This window comes from Sphaerisporangium sp. NPDC051011, assembly GCF_040653595.1.
Classification (GTDB): Bacteria; Actinomycetota; Actinomycetes; order Streptosporangiales; family Streptosporangiaceae; genus Sphaerisporangium.
This window is the reverse complement of the sequence record NZ_JBFAGG010000007.1, coordinates 1-22,714: the sequence shown is the minus strand read 5'-3', so window position 1 is coordinate 22,714 and position 22,714 is coordinate 1. Positions and strand designations below refer to the sequence as shown.

At 71.9% G+C, this 22,714-nt stretch carries 16 protein-coding genes and 1 rRNA gene; 8 read left to right on the top strand and 9 right to left on the bottom strand.

The window, feature by feature from the left end:
• Window positions 1–189: 189 nt before the first annotated feature.
• Window positions 190–1,416 (bottom strand): 1-deoxy-D-xylulose-5-phosphate reductoisomerase, encoded by a 1,227-nt coding sequence (dxr, locus tag AB0H21_RS17500; protein WP_358517353.1) that lies wholly within the window; start codon window positions 1,414–1,416, stop codon window positions 190–192.
• A gap of 301 nt (window positions 1,417–1,717) precedes the next feature.
• Here dxr and AB0H21_RS17495 point away from each other — a divergent pair, with 301 nt between their 5' ends.
• On the top strand, window positions 1,718–2,827 hold the full coding sequence (locus AB0H21_RS17495; RefSeq protein WP_358517351.1) for a peptidase: 1,110 nt from the start codon (window positions 1,718–1,720) through the stop codon (window positions 2,825–2,827).
• Window positions 2,828–2,878: 51 nt separating this feature from the next.
• On the top strand, window positions 2,879–3,997 hold the full coding sequence (locus tag AB0H21_RS17490) for a hypothetical protein (RefSeq protein WP_358517349.1): 1,119 nt from the start codon (window positions 2,879–2,881) through the stop codon (window positions 3,995–3,997).
• A 94-nt stretch (window positions 3,998–4,091) separates the two neighbouring features.
• Here AB0H21_RS17490 and AB0H21_RS17485 read toward each other — a convergent pair whose 3' ends face one another.
• Window positions 4,092–5,519 (bottom strand): aldehyde dehydrogenase family protein, encoded by a 1,428-nt coding sequence (locus AB0H21_RS17485; protein WP_358517347.1) that lies wholly within the window; start codon window positions 5,517–5,519, stop codon window positions 4,092–4,094.
• Window positions 5,520–5,748: 229 nt separating this feature from the next.
• Between AB0H21_RS17485 and AB0H21_RS17480 the strand changes: the two genes are divergently transcribed.
• Window positions 5,749–6,393: a TetR/AcrR family transcriptional regulator gene (locus AB0H21_RS17480; protein WP_358517345.1), complete on the top strand. Its 645-nt coding sequence runs from the start codon at window positions 5,749–5,751 to the stop codon at window positions 6,391–6,393.
• 9 nt (window positions 6,394–6,402) lie between these two features.
• On the opposite strand, the gene AB0H21_RS17475 is transcribed toward AB0H21_RS17480, so the two are convergent.
• Window positions 6,403–7,884, bottom strand: coding sequence for a PucR family transcriptional regulator (locus AB0H21_RS17475; RefSeq protein ID WP_358517343.1), 1,482 nt, complete (start codon window positions 7,882–7,884; stop codon window positions 6,403–6,405).
• A gap of 111 nt (window positions 7,885–7,995) precedes the next feature.
• Between AB0H21_RS17475 and gabT the strand changes: the two genes are divergently transcribed.
• Window positions 7,996–9,372 carry a 4-aminobutyrate--2-oxoglutarate transaminase gene (gabT, locus tag AB0H21_RS17470; protein WP_358517341.1) on the top strand — a complete coding sequence of 459 codons (1,377 nt, stop codon included), beginning with the start codon at window positions 7,996–7,998 and terminating at the stop codon, window positions 9,370–9,372.
• Between the two features lie 168 nt (window positions 9,373–9,540).
• A complete protein-coding gene (locus AB0H21_RS17465; RefSeq protein WP_358517339.1) occupies window positions 9,541–9,795 on the top strand; it encodes a hypothetical protein in 255 nt (84 codons plus the stop codon).
• 52 nt (window positions 9,796–9,847) lie between these two features.
• Here the strand turns inward: AB0H21_RS17465 and AB0H21_RS17460 are convergent, their stop codons facing one another.
• The 5 genes from AB0H21_RS17460 to AB0H21_RS17440 all read right to left on the bottom strand — a co-directional run bounded on the left by AB0H21_RS17460 (window position 9,848) and on the right by AB0H21_RS17440 (window position 17,381).
• Complete coding sequence (locus AB0H21_RS17460) at window positions 9,848–11,089, bottom strand: saccharopine dehydrogenase C-terminal domain-containing protein (RefSeq protein ID WP_358517338.1); 1,242 nt, start codon at window positions 11,087–11,089, stop codon at window positions 9,848–9,850.
• A gap of 308 nt (window positions 11,090–11,397) precedes the next feature.
• A complete protein-coding gene (locus tag AB0H21_RS17455; RefSeq protein WP_358517336.1) occupies window positions 11,398–12,678 on the bottom strand; it encodes an extracellular solute-binding protein in 1,281 nt (426 codons plus the stop codon).
• Between the two features lie 104 nt (window positions 12,679–12,782).
• A complete protein-coding gene (locus AB0H21_RS17450) occupies window positions 12,783–14,270 on the bottom strand; it encodes a CoA-acylating methylmalonate-semialdehyde dehydrogenase (RefSeq protein WP_358518017.1) in 1,488 nt (495 codons plus the stop codon).
• 32 nt (window positions 14,271–14,302) lie between these two features.
• Window positions 14,303–15,601, bottom strand: a complete 1,299-nt coding sequence (locus AB0H21_RS17445; protein ID WP_358517334.1) for an aspartate aminotransferase family protein — start codon at window positions 15,599–15,601, stop codon at window positions 14,303–14,305.
• 247 nt (window positions 15,602–15,848) lie between these two features.
• Window positions 15,849–17,381, bottom strand: a complete 1,533-nt coding sequence (locus tag AB0H21_RS17440) for an MFS transporter (RefSeq protein WP_358517333.1) — start codon at window positions 17,379–17,381, stop codon at window positions 15,849–15,851.
• 73 nt (window positions 17,382–17,454) lie between these two features.
• On the opposite strand from AB0H21_RS17440, the gene AB0H21_RS17435 reads away from it, so the two are divergent.
• From AB0H21_RS17435 to AB0H21_RS17425, 3 genes are all read left to right on the top strand, one after another.
• Window positions 17,455–18,261, top strand: a complete 807-nt coding sequence (locus AB0H21_RS17435) for a TetR/AcrR family transcriptional regulator C-terminal domain-containing protein (protein ID WP_358517331.1) — start codon at window positions 17,455–17,457, stop codon at window positions 18,259–18,261.
• Window positions 18,262–18,411: 150 nt separating this feature from the next.
• Window positions 18,412–20,022, top strand: coding sequence for a PucR family transcriptional regulator (locus AB0H21_RS17430; RefSeq protein ID WP_358517329.1), 1,611 nt, complete (start codon window positions 18,412–18,414; stop codon window positions 20,020–20,022).
• A gap of 557 nt (window positions 20,023–20,579) precedes the next feature.
• Window positions 20,580–22,112 carry a phosphodiester glycosidase family protein gene (locus AB0H21_RS17425; protein ID WP_358517327.1) on the top strand — a complete coding sequence of 511 codons (1,533 nt, stop codon included), beginning with the start codon at window positions 20,580–20,582 and terminating at the stop codon, window positions 22,110–22,112.
• A 510-nt stretch (window positions 22,113–22,622) separates the two neighbouring features.
• Here the strand turns inward: AB0H21_RS17425 and rrf are convergent.
• A 5S ribosomal RNA gene (gene rrf, locus AB0H21_RS17420) occupies window positions 22,623–22,714 on the bottom strand; the annotation flags it as partial.

Genomic DNA, 22,714 nt, shown 5'->3' with positions numbered 1-22,714 from the left:
CGGCTACGCGCTCAGACGCGTCCAGTCTAGGTAACCCCGGGCACCCTAGGGTTCCGGACACAGAGATAACCGAATAAGTGACCTTCAAGCATTAAGCGGCTACATCGCCCTACCTCACGGCTTTAGATGGGAAGTGTCCGGACTTATCGCGGATTCGCCCCCGGCACGCCGACCGTCCCCCCGCGCCGGTCAGCCGGTCAGCTCCCGCGCCCGCGCCCGGGCCCAGGCGTCCGCCTCCAGGACCTCCTCGACCGACTCCACCGACCCGGACGGGGAGACGGTGTGCTCCCCGACGACCGCCTCGATCGTGTCGACGATGCCGAGGAACGGCAGCCTCCCGGCGAGGAACGCCTCCAGGCACGCCTCGTTGGCCGCGTTGTAGACGGCGGGCGCCGTGCCGCCCAGGGCGCCGACGTGCCGGGCCAGCGCCACGGCCGGGAACGCCTCGTCGTCCAGGGGCTCGAACGTCCAGGTGTGGGCTGCGGTCCAGTCGACCGGCCGCGCGGCGCCGGGGACGCGGGCGGGCCAGCCGAGCGTCAGGGAGATCGGCAGCCGCATGTCCGGCGGGCTGGCCTGCGCGATCGTCGAACCGTCCACGAACTCGACCATCGAGTGGACGACGGACTGCGGGTGCACCACGACGGTGATGCGCTCGAAGGGGATGTCGAACAGCAGGTTGGCCTCGATCACCTCCAGGCCCTTGTTCACCAGCGTGGCCGAGTTGATCGTGATCACCGTCCCCATGTCCCACGTGGGGTGCTTGAGGGCCTGCTCGGGCGTCACGTCCTTCAGCTCGGCGCGCGTGCGCCCGCGGAAGGGCCCGCCGCTGGCCGTCACGACCAGCCGCCGGACCGCCCCGGGGTCGTACCCCTCGGGACCGGCCGCCCACAGGCACTGCGCGAGCGCGGAGTGCTCGGAGTCGACCGGCAGGATGCGCCCGGGGCCGGCCGCCCGCTTCACCAGCGGGCCGCCGATGATCAGCGACTCCTTGTTGGCCAGCGCCAGCACCCGGCCCGCCTTCAGCGCGGCCAGCGTGGAGGTGAGCCCGACCGCGCCGGTGATGCCGTTCATCACGATGTCGCAGGGCCAGGAGGCGACCTCGGCGACGCCCTCGGCCCCCGCCAGCACCGGCACCCCGCCGACGGCCTCGCGCACGGCCTGCACGGCGCGCTCGTCGGCGACGGCGACGACCTCGGGCCGGAACCGCTCGACCTGCCGCGCGAGCAGGTCGGGCCTGCCGCCTCCCGCGACCAGCCCGGCGACGCGGAAGCGGCCGGGCTCGCGCTCGATGACGTCGAGCGCCTGGCTTCCCACCGAGCCCGTGGAGCCGAGCACGACGATCGAGCGGGGCTCGTACGAGCCGGGCAGGTCGGCGGGGCCCGCGAGGCCGTCCGGAACCGCGACAGGGGTCTGCATGCCCCCATTATCGGCCCGCCCGCCCCGTTCCCTCCCCGTCTCCGCCACGTCACCTCCACAGGGCCATCGAACGGTCACCAGAGCGACAGGTGGGAAAACAGCAGCTCAATGCCCGAATCTCGCCATACCTGTCTAGATGAATCACGAGAAATGCGGCAATCAGCCGCACTACGGTCCCGCGTCAGACACGGCACCCGAAAAGCGGGAGCCGGGCACGCCGAAGCACGCGCCTCGCCACCCCGGACGGGCGCGCCGCCCCGCCTCCGCCTGCCCGGCGAGCGCGACCACCAGGAGGACCCGTATGCACCGCACGGCACGACGTCTCATCCCCGTTCTCGCCCTGTCCCCCGCGGCGGCGGGGATCGTGCTGACCGCCCCGGCCGCCGGCGCCGCCAGGCCGCCCGCCACGCCGAGGCCCATCGTCCACGACGCGGCCGACACCACGACCGAGCAGCGCGTCGTGAAGAAGTTCTGGACTCCGGCGAAGATGGCCGCCGCCAAGCCCCTCGACCTGGTCCGCACGCGCGGCGGGCGCACGACCGTGGCTCCGAGCGGCGCCGGGACGACCCTCATGCCGGGCTCCGCCACCCTGAGGCGCGCGGACGCCGAGCCCTCCGCCGTCCCCTCGACGCCGTCCACGCCCCCGCCTCCGGTGACCGCCTCCCCCACCCCCTCCGCGTCCGCCTCCCCCACCGCCACGTCCGCCGCCTCGGTCGTATCCGCCCGCTCCTCCGGGGCGTCGTGGACGGCGGGCGGCGCGATCGTGAAGACCGAGGGCCGGGTCTTCTTCACCTACCAGGGCCGCAGCGCCTCCTGCTCGGGCACCGCCGTCACCAGCGCGAACAAGAGCGTCGTGATCACGGCGGGGCACTGCGTGAAGCTCGGCGGCGCCTTCCACACCAACTGGGTCTTCGTCCCCGGCTACAACGCCGGCGCCCGCCCGTACGGGACGTGGGTGGCCACCAACCTGCTCACCACCCCGCAGTGGAACGCGGGCGAGGACATGAACTACGACATGGCCGCCGCCGTCGTCGCCCCTCTGAACGGCCAGTCGCTCACCGACGTCGTCGGCGGGCAGGGCGTGGCGTTCAACCAGGCGCGGGGCCGGCAGATGTTCGCCTTCGGCTACCCGGCCGCGAGCCCGTACGACGGGTCCCGGCTGGTCTACTGCAGCGGCAGGGTGTTCGAGGACTACCTGATCTCGACCGACCAGGGGCTGACCTGCGACATGACCGGCGGCTCCAGCGGCGGCGGCTGGTTCCTGAGCTTCAACGAGCGCACCGGGGCGGGCACGCTGAACTCGGTGAACAGCTTCAAGTACAACTTCGCGCCCTACTGGATGTTCGGCCCGTACTTCGGCCCCGAGGCCCAGGCGGTCTACACGGCCGCCCAGAACGCCGACGCGACCTGATTTACCGAAAGTATCCGCGAGGACACGGAACGTGGTTCAGACTCGGGAGCCATGACCCCGATCCTCCCCCTGCTGGCCGTGGTGCTCGCCGCCGGGCTCCTGAACGCCCCGCCCGGCGGCCCGGCGGCCTCCCCCGCGGCCGGGGGCGCCGTCACGAGGAACGAACGGACGTCCCACTCCTCTCCCGCGGACCCCTCGGCGTCCCCGCTCGCGCCCAGGCGGTCCTCCGGCATCGTCGGGCACACGGCGGCGCGCACCCCGGCCGAGCGGCGCCGCGTGCTCGGGTACTGGACCGCCCGGCGCATGGCTCTCGCGCTGCCCGCCGGCCTGCGGGGCCCGGTCTCCGCGCTGGGCCCCCTGACGTCCGGCGCCGTTCCGCTGCGCCTGGCCGCGGTGGTCCGGCAGGCGCGGGCGACCCTCGGTCCGCCGCCGGGCGTCCCCGCGAGGCCCGGCGACAGCCGGATGGGCGCGAGCGGGGCGGGCGTGGGCGTCACCGGCGCGCGGTGGGCGGCCGGCGGCACGGTCACGCGCACGACCGGCCGGGTGTTCCTCACCATGCGCGGCGTCGACTACGTCTGCTCGGCGGGCGCGGTGCGCAGCCGCAATCTGGACGTCGTGGTCACGGCCGGGCACTGCGCGAAGGACGGCGCGGGCGCGTGGGCCGAGAACTGGACGTTCGTCCCCGGCTACGAGTCCGGGCGCAGGCCGTACGGCGTCTTCACGGCCCGGCGCATGTTCGTGCCCGAGACCTGGTCGCGGCGCGGCGACGACAGCCAGGACCTCGCCATGATCGCGTTGAACGTTTCGGAGCGCGGCCACCTGAACGAGGTGGTGGGCGGCCAGGACATCGGGTTCGGCCGGCCGCGCGGCATGCGGGCGTTCGGCTTCGGTTTCCCGGCCGACCCGCCCTTCGACGGCGAGCACCTCGTCTACTGCTCGGGCGGGCTGCACGGCGACCCGCACGACCAGACCAGGGACCAGGGCATGCGCTGCGACCTCACTGCGGGCTCCAGTGGCGGTCCCTGGCTGAGCTCCTTCGACTCCGCGACCGGCCGGGGCGTGGTCACGTCGGTCAGCAGCTTCAAGTACAGCGACGACCCGGGCACCATGTACGGCCCCTATTTCGGCGACGAGGCGCGGCGGCTGTTCGAGACGGCCGAGCGCGCCTGAGCACACCTTGAGCAAAACCTTGAGCACACCTTGAGCGCGGCACGGCGGCCGCCGCCCGGCGGCGATCCGGACGGCGGCCCGGCCGCGGAAGGCCCTACAGGACGAGGCCGGTGAGCACCATCACCTTCTCGTAGGTGAAGTCCTCCATCGCCGAGCGCAGTCCCTCGCGCCCGATGCCGGACTCCTTGACCCCGCCGTAGGGCATCTGGTCGGCGCGGTACGACGGCACGTCGCCGATGATCACCCCGCCGACCTCCAGCTCCCTGTTCGCGCGGAAGGCCAGGTCGAGGCTGCGCGTGAACACACCGGCCTGCAGGCCGAACTTCGAGTCGTTGACGGCGGCGAACGCCTCGTCGGCCGAGGCGACCGGCTGGATGACCAGCACCGGGCCGAAGACCTCCTCGCACACGACCTTGGCGTCCGCGGGCACGTCCGCGAGGACGGTCGGCGCGACGGTGGCCCCGTCCCTGCCGCCGCCCGCCAGGACGCGGGCGCCGCCCTCGACGGCCTCGGCGATCCACTGTTCGACCCGCTCGGCGGCCTGCTCCGACACCAGCGGCCCGACCTGGGTCTTCTCGTCGGCCGGGTCGCCGACGACCAGAGAGTCGACCGCGGCGAGGAGCTTGGGCGTGAACGCGTCCAGCACGGACTCCTCGACGATCACCCGCTGGACGGCGATGCAGCTCTGCCCGGCCTGGTAGTTGGAGAACAGCGCGACACGGCTCGCGGCCCAGTCCAGGTCGGCGTCGGCGAGCACGACCGCCGCGGCGTTGCCGCCGAGCTCCAGCGTGACGTGCTTGCGCGGCACCTGGTCCTTGATGGCGTACCCGACCGGCCCGGAGCCGGTGAACGACACCACCGGCAGGCGCGGGTCCTCGACCAGGGAGCCGGCGCGGTCGTTGGGCACCGGCAGGACCGAGAACATGCCCTCGGGCAGCCCGGTCTCGGCGAGCAGCTCACCGAGCAGCAGGGACGACAGCGGGGTGGCGGGCGCGGGCTTGACGATCACCGGCGCGCCGACGGCGATGGCCGGGGCGACCTTGTGGGCGACCAGGTTCAGCGGGAAGTTGAACGGCGTGATCGCCAGCACGGGACCGTGCGGCTGCCGCGTGATGTAGGCGAGGCGACCGGCGGCGGCGGGCTCGGTGTCCAGGCGCTGGGCGACGCCGCTGAAGCGGCGGGTCTCCTCGGCGGCGACGCGGAAGGTCGCGACCGCGCGGCCGACCTCGCCACGCGCCCAGAAGATGGGCTTGCCGTTCTCGGCGCTGATCAGCGCGGCGATCTCCTCGGCGCGCTCGGCCAGGCGCCGGGACACGTGGGCGAGGGCCTCGGCGCGTACGTGGATGGGCAGGCCGGCGGCCTCCTTGCGGACCGCGTGCGCGGCCGCCACGGCCCGCTCGGTCTGCTCGGGCGTCGGCACGGAGGCGATGCCGGCGACGCGGCCGTCATGGGGGTTGGTCACCGTGAGCTCCGCCTCGCCCAGGGCGGGGGAACCGGCGAGCCAGAAGGGGCGTACGTCCATGACCATGACCGTATGTCACGAAGCCGGAGGGAGCCCCACTCCACTACGGACAAGAGACCGATCAGACCGCTACAATCCGCATAAGACATGGTACTTCCCCTTTCTGTAACAGACATGCCGCAATTTCAGAAGGTTTTCTATTGCATGTCGGTTTGAAGCCTCTGACACGTGGTTAAGTCCAGATGCGGGTCCGCGCGGGGACCCTTGGTGAGAAGGGTCTGGGTCGCTCATGGGTTCGCCGGCGCCGCTCGGTCTCCAAGGGGCGTACGCACTGGGAAACCAGACGTCCCATGACGAGATACGCAACCGTCTCATCCAGGTGGCGGGGGATCTCCTGCTGACCCACGGCGCCGACAGCCTGACGGTGCGCCGCATCGCGAGCGAGGCCGGCTGCTCCACCACGGTCGTCTACACGATGTTCGGCAACAAGGAAGGGCTCGCGGAGGCGCTCTACCTCGAAGGGTTCGAGCGTTTCCGGCTCAGGCTCGCCGCCGTGCCGCGCCACCCCGACCCGCTTGAGTACCTCACCTCGCTCGGCCCCGCCTACCGCGAGGCATGCCTGGCCGAACCGGGCTACTACAGCGTCATGTTCGAGAAGGCGATCCCGGGCTTCGAGCCGAGCGAGCGGGCGCGCACCCTGGCCAGGGCCGCGGTGAACGTCCTCGACCGCGCCATCGCCGACTGCATCTCCGCCGGGTACCTCGTCCCCACCCAGCCGCGCAAGATCGCCGACTGCCTGTGGGCCGCGGCACAGGGGGCCGTCAGCCTGGAACGCGCCGGTCACCTCAGGGACGAGCGGGTCTACCTGTCCGTCACGCTGGCCGCCATCAGCCGCTACCTCGTCCAGAAGGACAGCCTGCCGAGCCCCCTCTAGCCCGGCGTTTCACCCCATGTCCGGCTCCGGCGCGGACAGGGCGATCCACAGCTCGGCGCGCGCGGCCGGGTCGTCCAGGTCGCGGCCGAGCAGCTCGGCGGCCCGCCGCATGCGGTAGCGGAGGGTGTGCCGGTGGACGCCGAGCCGCTGCGCCGCCGCGTCCCAGTGGCCGTTGCAGGCGAGGTACGCGCGCAGCGACTCCACCAGGTCGGCGCGCGAGCCGTACTCCCGCAGCGGGGCCAGCAGCGAGGACGCGTAGCCGGCGAGCAGGCCCGGGTCCACGAGCGACAGCAGTCCCTGGCCGGCGAGGTCGGGAAAGCGCATGACGGTCGCCCCGGACGCCAGCGCGCGCCGGGCCTGGTCCAGCCCGGCGGCGACGTCCGGCGCCTCGACCGGCCCGCTCACCCCCACCCGGCCGTGGGACGAGGCCAGCGTGACGACCGCCTCGGCGTCGTCCTGCGCGGCGAGCGCCACGACCAGACCGTCCTCCCACGGCGCGGCGAAGCCCGACAGGGCGTCCTGGAGCGCCTCCGCGTCGCGCGGCTCGCAGGCCAGCACCACCACCCGCCCGTCCGGGAAGCCCGCGCCGCGTCTGGCCGGGTCCGGGAGGCCCGCCGCCTCCAGGACCTCCTCGGCCGATCGCCGGTCCCCGGTGAGCAGCAGGCGCAGCGCGGCCGCGCGGACCCGGCGCGTCGCGGCGAGCCGCACCCGTCCCTGTTCGAGCGCGAGGGTGAGCAGCGAGCCCGCGGTGTTGACGACGGTGTGCCCGACCGGCGAGAACGGCCGCTCGGCGCCGACGGCGAAGAACCCCCGCACGCGGGGCCGGTCCCCGAGGGGCTGCACGATGACATGCTCGGACGGCCCCGAGACGGCCAGGCTGGACGGCGCGCCGGGGGCCAGGAGCCTGCGCACCTCGCACCGCGCGACCCGCGCCCCCTCGGTGGCGCCCTCGCCCGCCGCGCACAGCACCTCGCCGGCGTCGTCGAGCAGCACGGCCCAGCCGTGGATCTCCTTGGCGAGCCGCTCCACCACCGCGCCGGTGCCCCCGGCCCGCAGCGCGGCGCGGGTGAGCCGTCCCTGCGCGGCGAACGCGTCGCTCAGCTCCTCGTACCGCTCGGCTGCGAGCAGCTCGCTGACGGCCTTGCCGATCGCGATGAACGGCGTCTCCCGGGGCACCTCGAACAGCGGCAGGCCGGCGTCGGCGGCGGCCTCGACGAAGGCGGGCGGCACGTCCTCGTGCCCGAGGCCGACGCCGAACCCGAGCCCGGCCACCCCTCGGGCGACAAGTCTTGATATGTACGATTCGGCGTCCCGGGGGCCGAGCCGCATCCCCGTGGTCAGCAGGAGCTCGTCGCCCTCCAGGAACGGCGTCGGGTCCTCCAGCTCACTCACGGCCACCCAGCGCACCGGCCGGTCCAGCGCGTCCCGCGCCGCGCGAACCCGCAGGCGCAGCGCCGGCATCGCCGCCACCCGCCGCAAGCTCGGAGCCATTCAGTCCTCCGAACAACCCGCACAGGCTTGTACAACTTGGACAAGGAGAATGCCCTTATTGTGCCATGTCGCCAGATCGGCATCCGGGGCCGGTGGCCCTACGGTCGAAGCATGAGCACCGAGCGTGACGCACACGAGCAGCCCTTCGCGCACGGCGGCCCCTCGCTTCCGCAGGAGCGCCGCCTGGTCACCGAGATCCCCGGCCCGAGGTCGCGGGAGATGTTCGCGCGCAAGCGGTCGGCCGTGCCGCCCGGCATCGGGACCACCCTGCCGGTCTTCGTCACCCACGCGGGCGGCGGCGTGGTCGTGGACGCGGACGGCAACTCCCTCATCGACTTCGGCTCCGGCATCGCCGTCACCACCGTCGGCAACTCCGCGCCGCGCGTGGTCGAACGGGTCCGGCGGCAGGTCGCCGACTTCACCCACACGTGCTTCATGGTCACGCCGTACGAGTCGTACGTCGAGGTCTGCGAGAAGCTCAACCGGCTCACCCCCGGCGACCACGAGAAGCGCTCGTTCCTCGTGAACTCCGGCGCGGAGGCCGTCGAGAACGCCGTGAAGGTCGCCCGGCACGCGACCGGCCGCCAGGCCGTCGTCGTGTTCGACCACGGGTACCACGGCCGCACGCTGCTGACCATGACCCTGACGGCCAAGAACATGCCGTACAAGCACCGGTTCGGCCCGTACGCCCCTGAGGTGTACCGGATGCCCATGGCCTACCCGTACCGCTGGCCCACCGGCCCGGAGAACTGCGCCGAGGAGGCCGCGGCCCAGGCCATCGACGCGATCGACAAGCAGATCGGCGCGGCCAACGTCGCGGCGATCGTGATCGAGCCGATCCAGGGCGAGGGCGGCTTCGTCGTGCCGGCCCGGGGCTTCCTGCCCAGGCTCGCCGAGTACGCCGAGGCCAACGGCATCGTGTTCATCGCCGACGAGGTGCAGACCGGCTTCGCCCGCACCGGCCACCTGTTCGCCTGCGAGGACGAGGGCATCGTCCCCGACATCATCTGCACGGCCAAGGGCATCGCGGGCGGCCTGCCCCTCGCCGCGGTCACCGGCAGGGCCGAGCTGCTCGACGCCGTCCACGTGGGCGGCCTCGGCGGCACCTACGGCGGCAACCCGCTGGCCTGCGAGGCCGCGCTGGCCGTGCTGGAGACGATCGAGGCCGACGGCCTGGTGGAGCGGGCCCGGCGGGTCGAGGCCGTCATGATGCCCCACCTGCGCGCGCTGGCCGAGCGCTTCGACGTCATCGGCGAGGTCCGCGGGCGCGGCGCGATGATCGCGATCGAGCTGGTCGTCCCGGGGACCAAGCAGCCGGACGCGGCCCTCACCGGCGAGATCGCGCGGCTCTGCCACGCCGAGGGCCTGGTGGTCCTCACGGCGGGCACCTACGGCAACGTCCTGCGCTTCCTGCCCCCGCTCGCGATCTCCGACGCCCTGCTCGACGAGGGGTTGTCCATCCTGGAGAAGGCCTTCTCGGCCGTTTAGTAGCACCACAAAAGGGGCACCCGGCTTGCTGCTAGGTGTCCCTTTTGTTGTTGTCCGGCGGGGGCGATGCGTGCGATTTAACCCGTCCTTGACATCACCCTAGTCGATCACTGAGGGTAATGACGCTATAACGGTTCGGGTACGAGACATTCGATCAGCGGGAGCAGGATGAGTAGCTGGGATCCAGCCGGAGCCGCACGGCTCACCTTGACGTTCGACCCTGGTGATCTCACAGGCCCGCAGCGCGACGGCGACGCCTGTGTGGTCTGCCACAAGAAGTGGCCGCGCCCCCGGGTCCGCGTCGGCAGGCTTCCCGACAACCGGCCCGTCATGGCGTGCGACGAGTGCGCCAAGGCCCTGACGCCCGCGACGCCCGCGCCGCGGCGCAAGCCTTACTCGCCCACCAGGGCCGTGTTCTCCTGAACGTTCTCCTGAACGTTCTCCCGGCCTCCTCCAGATGGGCGGACCGGGGGCGTCAGCCTTCGCGCATGCCCCAGGGCGAGCCGTATTCGTTCAGCAGCGCCAGGAACGGCTCGGGCTCGAACGCCTCGGGGCCGAGCACGCCGGCGCCCTTCCACTCGCCGCGCGCGAGCAGTTCCAGCGCGACCACGGGGTGGACCGCCGTCTGCCAGACCACCGCCTGGGCGCCGTACTCGCGCATCGACCACTCGTTGTCGACGACGTGGTACATGTAGACCTCGCGCGGCCCGCCGTCCTTGCCGACGCCCTTGATCCAGGTGCCCGCGCAGGTCTTGCCGCGCATCCGCTCGCCGAGGGTCGCCGGGTCGGGCAGCGAGGCCGCCACGACGTCGCGGGGCGAGACCTCCAGGCCGCGCACGCGCACCGGCTCGGTGGAGTCCAGGCCGAGCTTGTGCAGGGTGCGCAGCACGTCGATGAACTCCGCGCCGAGGCCGTACTTGAACGTCACCTTGCGGGCCTTCACCCAGCGGGGGACGAGCAGCACCTCCTCGTGTTCGACGTTCACGCACTCCACCGGGCCGATGCCCTCGGGGAAGTCGAAGATCTCGGGCTCGCTGAACGGCTCGGTGGTGTGCCAGCCGCCGTCCTCCCAGACGACGGGCGGGTTGAGGCACTCCTCGATGGTGGTCCAGATGGAGAAGGTCGGCGCGAACGCCTCCTCCCCGTCGGGGCCCTCCACGACCAGGTTGGCGCCGTCGCGGATGCCGATCTCGTCGATGCTCTCGAAGAGGTGGTCGGCGGCGTACCGGGCGAAGACGTCGGCGAGGCCGGGCTCGACGCCCATGCCGACCAGGGCGAGCAGCCCCTTCTCCTCCCAGTCCGCCGACAGGGCGAACTGCTCGTCGCCGAGCTTCACGCCGGGCAGTTCGTACGGCCGGCTGGGGTGCGGCCGGGACAGGGACATCGCCATGTCGAGGTAGTGCGCGCCGGCGTTCAGCGCGGCCTTGAACAGGGGCATGTCGAACCGGGGGTCCACGGCGTTGAAGAGCACGTCGCACTCGTGCTCGCGCAGGGCGGCCTCCACCGCGTCCTGGTCGGAGGCGTCCAGGCCGATGGCGCTGAACCGGAGGGCGTCTCGTCCGGGGGCGGGCCCGGACAGGACCTGTTTGGAGACCACTGCCTCGGCGCGTGAGCGGTCATAGTCGGCGACGACGATGTGTTCGAAGAAATCCCGGCGCGCGGCGATCGGGACCACTGCGGACCCCACGCCACCTGCGCCTACGAGCAGAATGCGCATGCCGACGACGGTACCAACTGACTGGTCGACCATTCAATACTGGCTGGTCGTTCAGTCAGCAAAGATGCACGGAGTACCGGCCCGACCCTGCGGATTTCGTCGCGTCAGACCGCCGCCACCCGCCGGAAAGCCCCTCAGCGACCCTTCAGGACACGGATCGCACGCCGGGAAGCGCCACACGCCCGCGGACACTCGGCACGCTGCGAGAAGGCGCTCCGGACTCGGGGGGATGATCCGGAGCGGGCCGCGCCCAGCGGGGGAACGGGCGCGCCCGGGGTCTTCTCACACGCCGGTGAAGAGAACCCCGTCTATCGGACCAGCCGCTGCCACGCGGCGGCCCAGTCGGCATAGTCCGTGCATTCCCCGCCCCCGCAATCCCTGGACGGGCGAACGGCAAAGTCGATCTTCGCGATCCGCGCGTCGTCGCCCACGCCGTAGGCGTCGCAGAGGCGGGCGGCCACGGCGGCGCGCGCCGCCTGGGAGGCGCCCCCCTTGGGCGCGTACGAGCAGGCCCGGGGGTTCGCGGGCGCGAGCCCGCTCCACGCGGCCGCCTGCTGCTGGGCCTTGGCCGAGCCGACCCAGTCGATCCAGCGGTAGGCGCAGTTGGGCGCCGCCGCCTGCGCCGAGATCATCCAGGAGTCGACCCAGCCGGTCGTCGGCCCCCGCTCGTCCACGGCCTTCACCGGCCACCCGGCGCGGGACGCGACGGCGAGGGTGTAGGGCAGGGCCCGCTCGACCCGCACCCCGCCTCCCGTGAAGCCCTGCAGCGCCTCGACCGGGATCGTCCAGTACGAACGCCCGGCGTCCTTCTTCTCGCCGAGCAGCGCCACCGCCGCGTCGAGCTGCTGCCGGGTGAGCTGGAACGGATCCTTCACGCCCAGCGAGGGCCGCCGGTCCTTAAGCGCCAGCGCGGCGTCCGCGATGGACATCGGGCTGTCCTTCAGCATGACCGGCCCGCGGTCGGTGTACGGCGCGTCCCGCGGCGCCCGCGACAGCGCGCCGGCGTCGTACAGCGTCAGGTAGTACCCCCACAGGTACGGCACCCCGTACACCGCGCCGCCGGAGGTGATCGCGCGCTGGCCGCGCAGCCACTCGGGGATCTGCTGGTAATGCGGGAGGAGCGAGGTGGTCAGGGGCGCGGCCTTCTTCTCGGCGATCAACCGGCCCGCGACCTCCGGAGGCGCCGAGACGACGTCGAACGCGCCCTGGGACACCAGCTTGTCCATGCCGTCGGGGCCGGGCTGCGGGTAGCGCATGTTCACCTTGCACCCGGATCCGCGCTCGAACTCCCCCACCCAATTGACCGCCGAGTCGCTCGCGCCGTACTCGGCGTAGCCGCGGCCGGCCAGGACGGTCAGCGCGCCCTCACCGCGCCCCGGCGCCGTCGGGGACGGAGTGGAGGACGCGCGGGGGGTGGGCGTCGCCGGGCTCGGCGAGACGGCCGGTGTGGAAGGGGTATGGGACGTCACGCCGCCGCGCGCGAGCGCCGACTCGGACGCGCTGCTCGCGGCGCCGCACCCGGCGAGCAGCACCACGGCCGCCCCGGCCAGCGCCGGCAGGCCCGCACGACGTCCTCTGACCTTCGTCACGCGGGCCCCCTTCGTCCGCCCCACCTTTGTGAGCAGCCTAGCCGCCCGCGACGGCGCCACGTCCGCGGCGCGGGCCCGTCGCGGCGGGCCCGCGCCGGCCCTGGTTACTTGTTCGTGGGGAACCCGAGGTTGACGCCGCCGTGGCTCGGGTCGAGCCACCGGGACGTGACCACCTTGCCGCGCGTGTAGAAGTGGACGCCCTCGGTGCCGTGCACGTGGGTGTCGCCGAACAGCGAGGCCTTCCAGCCGCCGAAGCTGTAGAACGCCATCGGCACCGGGATCGGCACGTTGATGCCGACCATTCCGACCTCCACCTCGTTCTGGAAGCGGCGGGCCGCGCCTCCGTCGTTGGTGAAGATCGCCGTGCCGTTGCCGTACTCGACGTCGTTGATGATCTTCAGGCCCTCCTCGTAGGAGGACACCCGCACGATCGACAGCACCGGGCCGAAGATCTCGTCGCGGTGGACGACCGACCCTGGGCGCACCTGGTCGATGACCGTGGGCCCGAGCCAGAACCCCGGCGTCTCGGCGGCCGTCGTGCCGCCCTTGACCGGGGTCTCGCGCCCGTCGACCACGAGCTTGGCGCCCTCCGCGACCGCCGTGTCCAGGTAGGACGCGACCTTGTCCCGGTGGACGCGGGTGACCAGCGGGCCCATCTGCGACTCCGGGTCGTCTCCCGGGCCGATCGTCAGCCCGCCGACCCGCTGGACGATCTTGTCGACCAGTTCGTCGCCGACCGGGTCGACCGCGAGCACGACCGAGATCGCCATGCAGCGCTCCCCCGCCGACCCGAACCCCGCGTTGACGGCGGCGTCGGCCACCAGGTCCAGGTCGGCGTCCGGCAGCACCAGCATGTGGTTCTTGGCGCCGCCGAGCGCCTGCACGCGCTTGCCGTTCCGGGTGCCGGTCTCGTAGACGTACCGGGCGATCGGCGTGGAGCCGACGAACGAGACCGCGCGCACGCCGGGGTGCTCCAGCAGGCGGTCCACGGCCTCCTTGTCGCCCTGCACGACGTTGAACACGCCGTCCGGCAGCCCGGCCTCCTTCCACAGCCGCGCCATCAGCAGCGACGCCGAGGGATCGCGCTCGGACGGCTTGAGGATGAACGCGTTCCCGCAGGCGATCGCGATCGGATACATCCACATCGGGACCATCGCCGGGAAGTTGAACGGCGTGATGCCGGCCACCACCCCGAGCGGCTGGCGGATCGAGAAGGAGTCCACGTTCGTGGAGACGTTCTCGGAGAAGCCGCCCTTGAGCAGGTGCGGGATGCCGCAGGCGAACTCCACGACCTCCAGGCCCCTGGCGACCTCGCCGAGCGCGTCGGAGTGCACCTTGCCGTGCTCGGAGCTGATCAGCCCCGCCAGCTCGTCCCGGTGGGCGTACATGAGCTCGCGGAAGCGGAACAGCACCTGCGCGCGCTTGACCAGCGAGGCGTCCCTCCACGCCGGGAACGCCGCGGCCGCCGCCGCGACCGCCGCGTCGACCTCCCGCGCCGAGGCGAGGTCCACGTGCCCGCTCACCTCGCCGGTCGCGGGGGCGAAGATCTCCGCCTGCCGGGCGGACGGCTGGTCCACCGGCGCACCCGCGATCCAGTGGCCGACCCGCTTCTGCTCAGGGGCCGTCACTTGCCGACCTCCTCGTTGATCGTCTCCAGCGCGGTGACGATGATGCCGAGGCCCTCGCGCGCCTCGTCCTCGGTGAGCGTCAGCGGGGGCGCCATGCGCAGCGCGTTGCCGTACAGGCCGCCCTTTCCCGCGAGCAGGCCGAGCTTCTTGGTCTCCTCCATGAACCGGCCGGCCAGCGCGGGCGCGGGGGCGCCGGTCGCGGGGTCGACGAGCTCGACGGCGAACATCAGGCCCTTGCCGCGGACGTCCCCCACAATGGGCAGGCGGCCCTTGGCCTCACGCAGGCCGTCGATGAGGATCCCGCCGGTGACGGCGGCGCGGCTCTGCAGGTCGTGGTCGAGGACGTAGTCGAGCGTCGCGTTGGCGGCGGCCATGGAGATCGGGTTGCCGCCGAACGTCGCCAGGCCGATCGCGTGCGGGCCGTCCATCAGGTCGCCGCGGGCGACGACGCCGCCGACCGCGAACCCGTTGCCGAGGCCCTTGGCGAAGGTCATCATGTCCGGCGTCATGCCGTGGTTCTGGATGCCGAAGAACGCCGAGCCCGTACGGCCCCAGCCCGTCTGCACCTCGTCGGAGATGAAGAGGATGCCCTCCTCGTCCAGGACCTCCTTGTACGCCTTGAACAGGCCGTCGGGGGCCATGGTGAAGCCGCCCACGCCCTGGATCGGCTCGGCGATCAGCGCGGCGACGTCGTTGGAGACGGCGGTGGCGAGCACGTGCCGCAGGTCCTCGACGCAGACCTCGATGTACTCGGCGTCGGACAGGCCCCGGAACTGCGGGAGGTGGCGGTCGGCGCCGTGCAGGAAGTGCACGTTCAGTGGCGACAGGGAGTTGTTCTTCCATGAGCGGTTGCTGGTGACCGACAGCGCGCCGAAGCTGCGGCCGTGGTAGCTCTGCCGCATGGCGAGCACCTGGTCGGACTTGCGGGCGTAGGTCGCGAGCAGCAGGGCCGTCTCGTTGGCCTCGGTGCCGGAGTTGGTGAAGAAGACCTTCGCGTTCTCGATGCCCGACAGCCTGGCGATCTTCTCGGCCAGTTCGATCTGGCCGCGCAGCAGGTAGACGGTGCTGGTGTGCACCACGCCCGTGGCGATCTGACGCTCCACGGCCTCGCGCACCTCGGGCACGTCGTACCCGATCATGTTGGTGAGGATGCCGGCGAAGAAGTCCAGGTAGGTATGGCCTTCGGCGTCGACGACGCGGTTGCCCTTCCCCCGCACGATCTCGATGGGCTCGTCGTAGTAGATGGACAACCAGTTGGGCATGACCGCACGATGGCGCGCAAGAAGGTCGGACATAGCCTGATTATGTCGATTTATCGCCATGGGCATTACCCCCAATGTGTCGGCGTACCGCGAGCTCACATTACATGCTGGCAACCTCCTGCTTCTATTGTCCTGTGACCATGTGGACATGATGTCCTGACATATCATGAACGGTCCGTTCCGCGGGACGTCGACGGCCCCCGCCCCGGACGGCGGCCCGTGCCGGGTGACGGGGACCTTGGGTGAACGAACATCTGGTCGTTCAGGGGAACGGGGCCGGTCAGGAGACGGTCTCGGCCTGGCGGTCGGCGACCGCGGCGGCGTGGGCCGTCCGGGAGCGCAGCATGGTGAAGGCGAGCACGGCCGCGGCGAGCGTCAGGGCGACGTCGACCCACGCGCCGAAGGACATCGCGGACACGAACGCGTCCTTGGCCGCCCGCGCCAGCCCCGGGTCGCCGGACGCCAGCGCCGCGCCGATCGAGTCCCTGGCCGCGGCCGGGGCGTCGTCCGGCATCTGGGCGGTGTAGATCCCGGCGAGGACACTGCCGAGGACCGCCACGCTCAGCGCCATGCCGACCTGCTGGACGGTGTCGTTGAGCGCCGACCCGACCCCGGCGTGCTCCGGCGGCACCGCGCCGAGCAGCGTCGCGTACGCGGCCGGCCCGGCGAGACCACCGCCGACGCCCATGATGAGCAGACCGGCGATGAGCTTGCCGTACCCGTCGCCCGGGCCGATGAGGGCGATGACCACGAAGCCCAGGGCGATGACGACCATGCCGCCCGTGATCAGCAGCCGGTTGCCGACCTTCTGACCGAGCCCGGCGCCGACCGCGTTGAACAGGGCCGCCGCCACCGCGTACGGCAGCAGCGCGAGGCCGGCCTGCATCGGCCTGTAGCCGAGGACGAACTGCAGGTACTGCGTGAGCATCAGCAGGAGCGCGCCGGTGCCGAACGACAGCAGCACGATCGAGAGCGACGAGCCCCGGAAGTTGCGGTCGCGGAACAGTCCCAACGGAAGCATCGGATGCTCCGACCTGCGCTCCCACACCAGGAAGATCCCGAGGGCGACCGCGGCGACCGCGAGCGCGACCAGCGTGCCCGTCGAGGTCCAGCCCGCGCGGGGAGCGTCGATCACCGCGTAGACCAGGCCCGTCATGCCGATGGTGGACAGCAGCGCGCCGAACGGGTCGGTGGGACGGGAGGACGCGCGGGACTCCGGCATGAGCAGCACCGCGGCCACGATCGCGAGGGCCGCGATCGGCACGTTGAGCAGGAAGACCGAGCCCCACCAGTAGTGCTCGAGGAGGAAACCGCCGAGCGTCGGCCCGGCGATCACACCCACCATGGCGACCGCGCTCCAGGCGGCGAACGCCTTGCGGCGCTCGGAGTCGTCGAAGACGACGATCAGGATGGACAGCGTGCTCGGCATGAGGAAGGAGCCGCCGACGCCCATGAGCGCCCGCGCGCCGACGAGCTGCCACGGCTCCTGCGCCAGCATCGCCACCACCGAGGCGCCGCCGAACAGGGCCAGGCCGATGGTCAGGAAGCGCCGCCGGCCGTACCGGTCGGACAGGCTGCCCGTGGTGAGCAGCAGGCCGGCGAACACCAGGACGTAGGCGTCGATGATCCACTGGATGTCCGACGGGGTCGCGCCCAGGTCGCGGATGAGGGAGGGGATCGCGAGGTTCAGCACCGTGTTGTCGACGACGAGCACGAGCAGGCTGAGGCAGAGGACGCCGAGGATCCACCAGCGGCGAGGGTTCTTCTCCGGGGCACCGCCGTGCCCGGCTTCTCGTACAGTGTTCGAAGTCACTCGCACAGCGTACGATATGCATCGGACAGTGTGCGAGTGGTTTTATCCTTGAGTGAACCAAGGAGGCGCACCAGTGGCGAACAAGCCGCCGTTCACCTCGGTCTGGGCCCGGGAAACCCCGCCACGGCGCGGCCGCGACCAGCCCGCGCTGAGCCGCGGGCAGATCGTCCGGGCGGCCCTCGAGATCCTCGACGCCGAGGGCATGGAGGCGCTCAGCATGCGCAAGCTGGGCGCCAAGCTCGGCGCGGGCGCGACCAGCCTCTACTGGCACGTCGCCAACAAGGACGAGCTGCTGGAGCTCTGCCTCGACGAGGTGCTCGCCGAGGCCAGGGTCCCCGGACCGCAGGGCGAGAGGAGCTGGCGGGACGCCGCCGCCGTGTTCGCCTACGGCATGCGCCAGACCATGCTCCGGCACCCCTGGGTGGCCCCCCTCCTCGGCGTACTGCCCAGCTTCGGGCCGAACGCGCTCGCGGTCACCGCCGCCCTCACCGTCGCCTTCGAGAGGGCCGGTTTCACCGGCAGGATCCTCCACTACGCCACCGGCGCCGTCGTGTCGTACACGCTGGGCGCCACGACGCCCGAGGTGAGCTGGCTCAACATGGTGGCGGGCTCGGACGTCTCCGCCGACGAGCGGCTGGACACCTTGAGGAAGCAGGTCGAGGTCGCGGCGGCCGACTACCCCGACCTGCTGGCCCGGCACAGAGCCCAGGACTACAGCGACATGGGCATCACCAAGAGTCTCACCTTCGACTTCGGCCTGGTCGCCCTGCTCGACGGCCTGGAGGTCCGGCTGCGGCACCACCTGGACGAGGCCGGCCCGCCACCTCAATCGGCCCCGCCCTCGTCTCCCACCGAGGACGCCGCCGCCGGGCGCGGCTGAGCTCGCCCGCCTTCCCGATCACCCACAGTAGACGGCAGGCAGGAGCGGCGGGAGGGTACGCACCGTCACGGCACGGACGCGCACCGACGCCGTCACCCTGTCACGTAGTGGGTGGTCTTTCTTACATCGTGATCGGCTACGCTCGGACGTATGCTACCGACCTTGGCCGACGTCCTCGCACTGGACGCCGTCCGCCGTGGCAGCCCGCGCGTCGTCGCGGGCGCCGACCGGCTGGACACCCGCGTCCGCTGGGTCCACGTCGGCGAGGTCAGCGACATCGCCCACCTGCTGCGCGGCGGAGAGCTGATCCTCACCACCGGGGTCGCCCTGCCCGAGGAACCCGACAAGCTGGCCGACTACATCGCCGACCTCGCCGCCGTCGGCGCCTCCGGCCTCATCGTCGAACTCGGCCGCAGGTTCATCCGCGAGCTGCCCCGCGCGGTCGTCGAGTCCGCCGAGACCCACGGCCTGCCCCTCGTCACGCTCAGCCGCGAAACCCCGTTCGTGCAGATCACCGAGTCCGTGCACGCGCGCATCATCGACATCCAGCTCGAAGAGCTGCGCGCCTCCGAGCAGCTCCACGAGGTGTTCACCGAGCTGTCGGTCGAGGGCGCCTCCCCCGCCGAGGTCCTCGCCCAGGTCTCCCGCCTGTCCGCCCGGCCCGCGCTGCTGGAGAACCTCGCCCACCAGGTGCTCGCCTGCGAATCCGCCGGCCGCGACACCGGCGCGCTCCTCGCCAACTGGGAGGCCCGATCCCGCGCCGTCGCCCCCCACGAGCGCACGGCGTACGACCCCTCCTCCGGCTGGCTGGTCACCATGGTCGGGGCGCGCGGCCACGACTGGGGGCGGCTCATCCTCCTGTGCGAGGCGCCGCCCGGTCCCCGCGACGTCGTCCTCGCCGAACGCGCCGCGACGACGCTCGCCCTCGGCCGCCTGCTCGAACGCCACCAGGAAAGCCTGGAACGCCAGGCGCACGGCACGATCATCACCGGCATCCTCACCCACGCCTACTCCGACCCGGACGAGGCCGCCGCCCGCGCCCGCGCGGTGGGCGTCCCCCTCACCGGCAGGAAGCTCATCAGCGTGGTGCTGCGGCTCACCGACCCGACCGACACCGCGCTCAACCTCCAGGCACAGCTCGGCGAGCTCGCCGAGGCCGCCGCCGCGGCCTGCCGGGACGCGAAGCTGCCCGCGCTGGTCGGCGCCCTGGACCAGACCCGCGTCGGCGTCCTGCTCCCCTTACCTCCGCGTACCACGGCCGAGACCGCGCTCACCTCGCTCGCCGAACGCCTCCGCACGGCCTTCGCCACGCCGTTCGTCCTCGCCGCCGGCTCCGTCGTCGAGTCCGTCCGCGACGTGCGCCGCAGCTTCCTGGAGGCCGAGCAGGTCGCCGAGGCCGCCGCGCGCCAGCCCGACCGCCGCCCGTTCTACCGCCTGCCCGACCTGCGGCTGCGGGGACTGCTCCACCTGTTGCGCGACGACGCCCGGCTGCAGACCTTCGCCGAGCGCGAACTCGGCCCGCTGCTCGCCCACGACGCCCACCGCGGCGGCGACCTGACCGGAATCCTGCGCACCTACCTCGACGCCGGGCGCAACAAGGCCGTCGCCGCCCAGCGCGCCCACCTGTCGCGGCCCGCCTTCTACGACCGGCTCCGCCGCCTCGAACGCATCCTCGACACCGACCTCGACGACGTCGAATCCTGTCTGTCCCTCCACGTCGCCCTGCTGGCACTGGAGTCGTTCCGAAGGGAGACCCGGTGACCCACGGCGAGACGACGTCCATGCGGGCACGTGACCACGGCATCGTGATCGGCACCGGCACTCCCTGCCGGTACAACGCGATCACCGACGTCGCCGGCGTCAACTAGGCCATACCACCCTGATCGAGGGCGACGGCCCCCGCGTCGTCGGCCGGGGCCCCGCACGCACGGGGGTCACGATGGTGCTCCCGCACGGCGGCTCCGCCTTCGACCGCACGGGAGGCGCGGGCGAGAACTCCACACGATGACCGGCGCCGACGGCGTCACCGCCCACGGTCTAGACGGCGCACGCCTGGCCGCGCTGCTCAAGTGACCCCCCGCGGTCGTGCGCGTGATCCCCTGGTCGCCGGTCTCGCTTACCAGGCGTAGCCCACCAGACCTCGGCACAGGCCAAGAATTCAACACTTAATAGAACATTTCCGGACAGCGGATAACAGTCGGTTACATTCTCATAGACGTTGGCGTGTTCCCGGGCGCTCGGCGTGTCGCAACCATGACCATGGTCCCGCAGCCATGACCTTGGTCCCCAAGGATGCGATCACCCCCCGGGAGCCCCTGATGCCACGTCCGATGCCGCGCCTGACGCCGTACCCGCCGGGTCCGCCTCGTCGGACGCGACGCCGCCTCCACGTCGGCCTCCTCGCGCTGTCCCTTCTGGTGGCCGGCGCCCCGTCCGCCGCCCTCGCCGAGACCGCCGCCCTCTCGACGCGCACGGAGCTCCCTACGTCGAACTTCCCGCTCGGGCAGCCCGGGGTCGCCGCCCAGACCCACACGGCCGTCGCACCCGGCATCGACCTGTTCACGCTCCTCCACGGCAGCGCGACCGACGGCTACACGGTGTCGGTCCTGATGAACGGCAAGGACTACGGCACCCGCGCCCAGGCGGAGGCCGCGGCGGAGTCCGTCCGCGCCGTGGGCTTCGAGGTCAGCGTCCAGGAGTTCACCCGCCCCGAGGTCGCCGACTACCCGGCGAGCACCGGCTACATGGTCCGCACCGGCTTGTGGACGTTGAAGGAGCGCAAGGAAGCGGACAAGGTCGTGAAGCAGCTCAAAGAGGCCGGCATCACGGCGAAGGCGGACTTCCTCGGCGACGACGGCGTCCAGTCCACCGGCCCCTGGGACGTCCGCGTCCTCACCATCGACCCCCGCGCCTTCCGGGGCGCCTACCACTCCAGCGTGGGCGTGAGCGTCGCCAAGCAGGAACGGCCCTCCGCGATGGCCAAGCAGGCCAAGGCCATCGCCGCCGTGAACGGCGGGTTCTTCAACATCCACACCGACAAGCACCTGCGCGGCGAGCCCGTCGGCATCTCCGTGGTGGACGGGCGCCTGCTCAGCGAGGCCGTCCCCGGGCGCAGCGCGCTGATCCTCAAGGGACGCTCAGCCAGGATCACCGAGGTCAGCACCACCGTCACCGCCACCTCCGCCGACGACGAGCGCACCGGCATCAGCGGCGTCAACCGCGCGCCCAAGCCCGACGAGCTCGTCCTCTACACCGAGGAGTTCGGCGCCAAGACCCCGGCCGACGACGGAGCCGAGGCCGTCCTCGACGCCAACGGCCAGGTGCTGGAGCTGCGCCGCGCCGGCGGCGACGTCGAACCCGGGACCCGCGTGCTGCACGGCACCGGCATCATGTCCGACTGGATCTGGTCCCACGCCTGGGAGCAGTGGACGCTCGACATCGCCTACAAGGTGACCGACCTGCGCTCGGGCAAGTCCATCCCCCTCACCCCCGAGACCAGCATCATCGGAGGCGGCGTCGGGCTCGTCCGCGACGGCATCGAGCACGTCACCGCCAAGGCCGACGGGCACGCCAACGTCAACATGATCCTGCGCCGCCACCCGCGCACCCTCGCCGGAGTCACCAAGTCGGGCCGGCTCATCCTTGCGGTCGTCGACGGCCGCAAGCCCGGCGTCACCGTCGGAGCCTCCATGGTGGAAGCCGCCCAGCTCATGCTCTGGCTCGGCGCCCGCCAGGCCATCAACCTCGACGGTGGCGGCTCAAGCGCCATGGTCGTCAAAGGCAAGGTAGTAAACCACCCCAGCGACGGCATCGAACGAGCCGTAGGCGACGCCCTGCTGATAGTCCCCTAACCCCACCCACAGCACCGACAGAGGAGAGATCGGGACATCTTCCCGCTCTCTCCTCCAGCCAACAAGCTGGACGAACGCCCAACGCTTCTCAAACTGGCAGCAGGCCACGCGGACGCACATGCCCAGCCGGGCTTCAGCCTGGAATCAAGCGAAGCGAGGCCCATTTCCCCGGTCAGCCGGTGGGCCTCGACTTCCTGGTCTCTCAGCGGCTCTTCCCGCTCGGGTGGCAGGTCTCAGCGACGAGTTGGTCGTCGGTGGGTTCTGCGCCGCCTGTCTTTGTCCTCCGTCGTATGGCTGGTCTGTGGTTGGCGCCGGCGCGGTGGGAAGCGGCTCGGCGAACCCGGCGCCCTGATACGACGGCCCGCCGGTCATCCGCCGCGAGCAGAGCGGAGCGAGGCCCGTTTCCCGGTCGGCCGACGGGTATCGACAAACACGGGAAGCACAGAAACACCCCGGAAACGCAGGAGGGCCACCCGAAGCCTCGGGTGGCCCTCCTGCATAACAAAGATTGTCCGGCGGTGTCCTACTCTCCCACACCGTCCCCGGTGCAGTACCATCGGCGCTGGAAAGCTTAACTTCCGGGTTCGGAATGTAACCGGGTG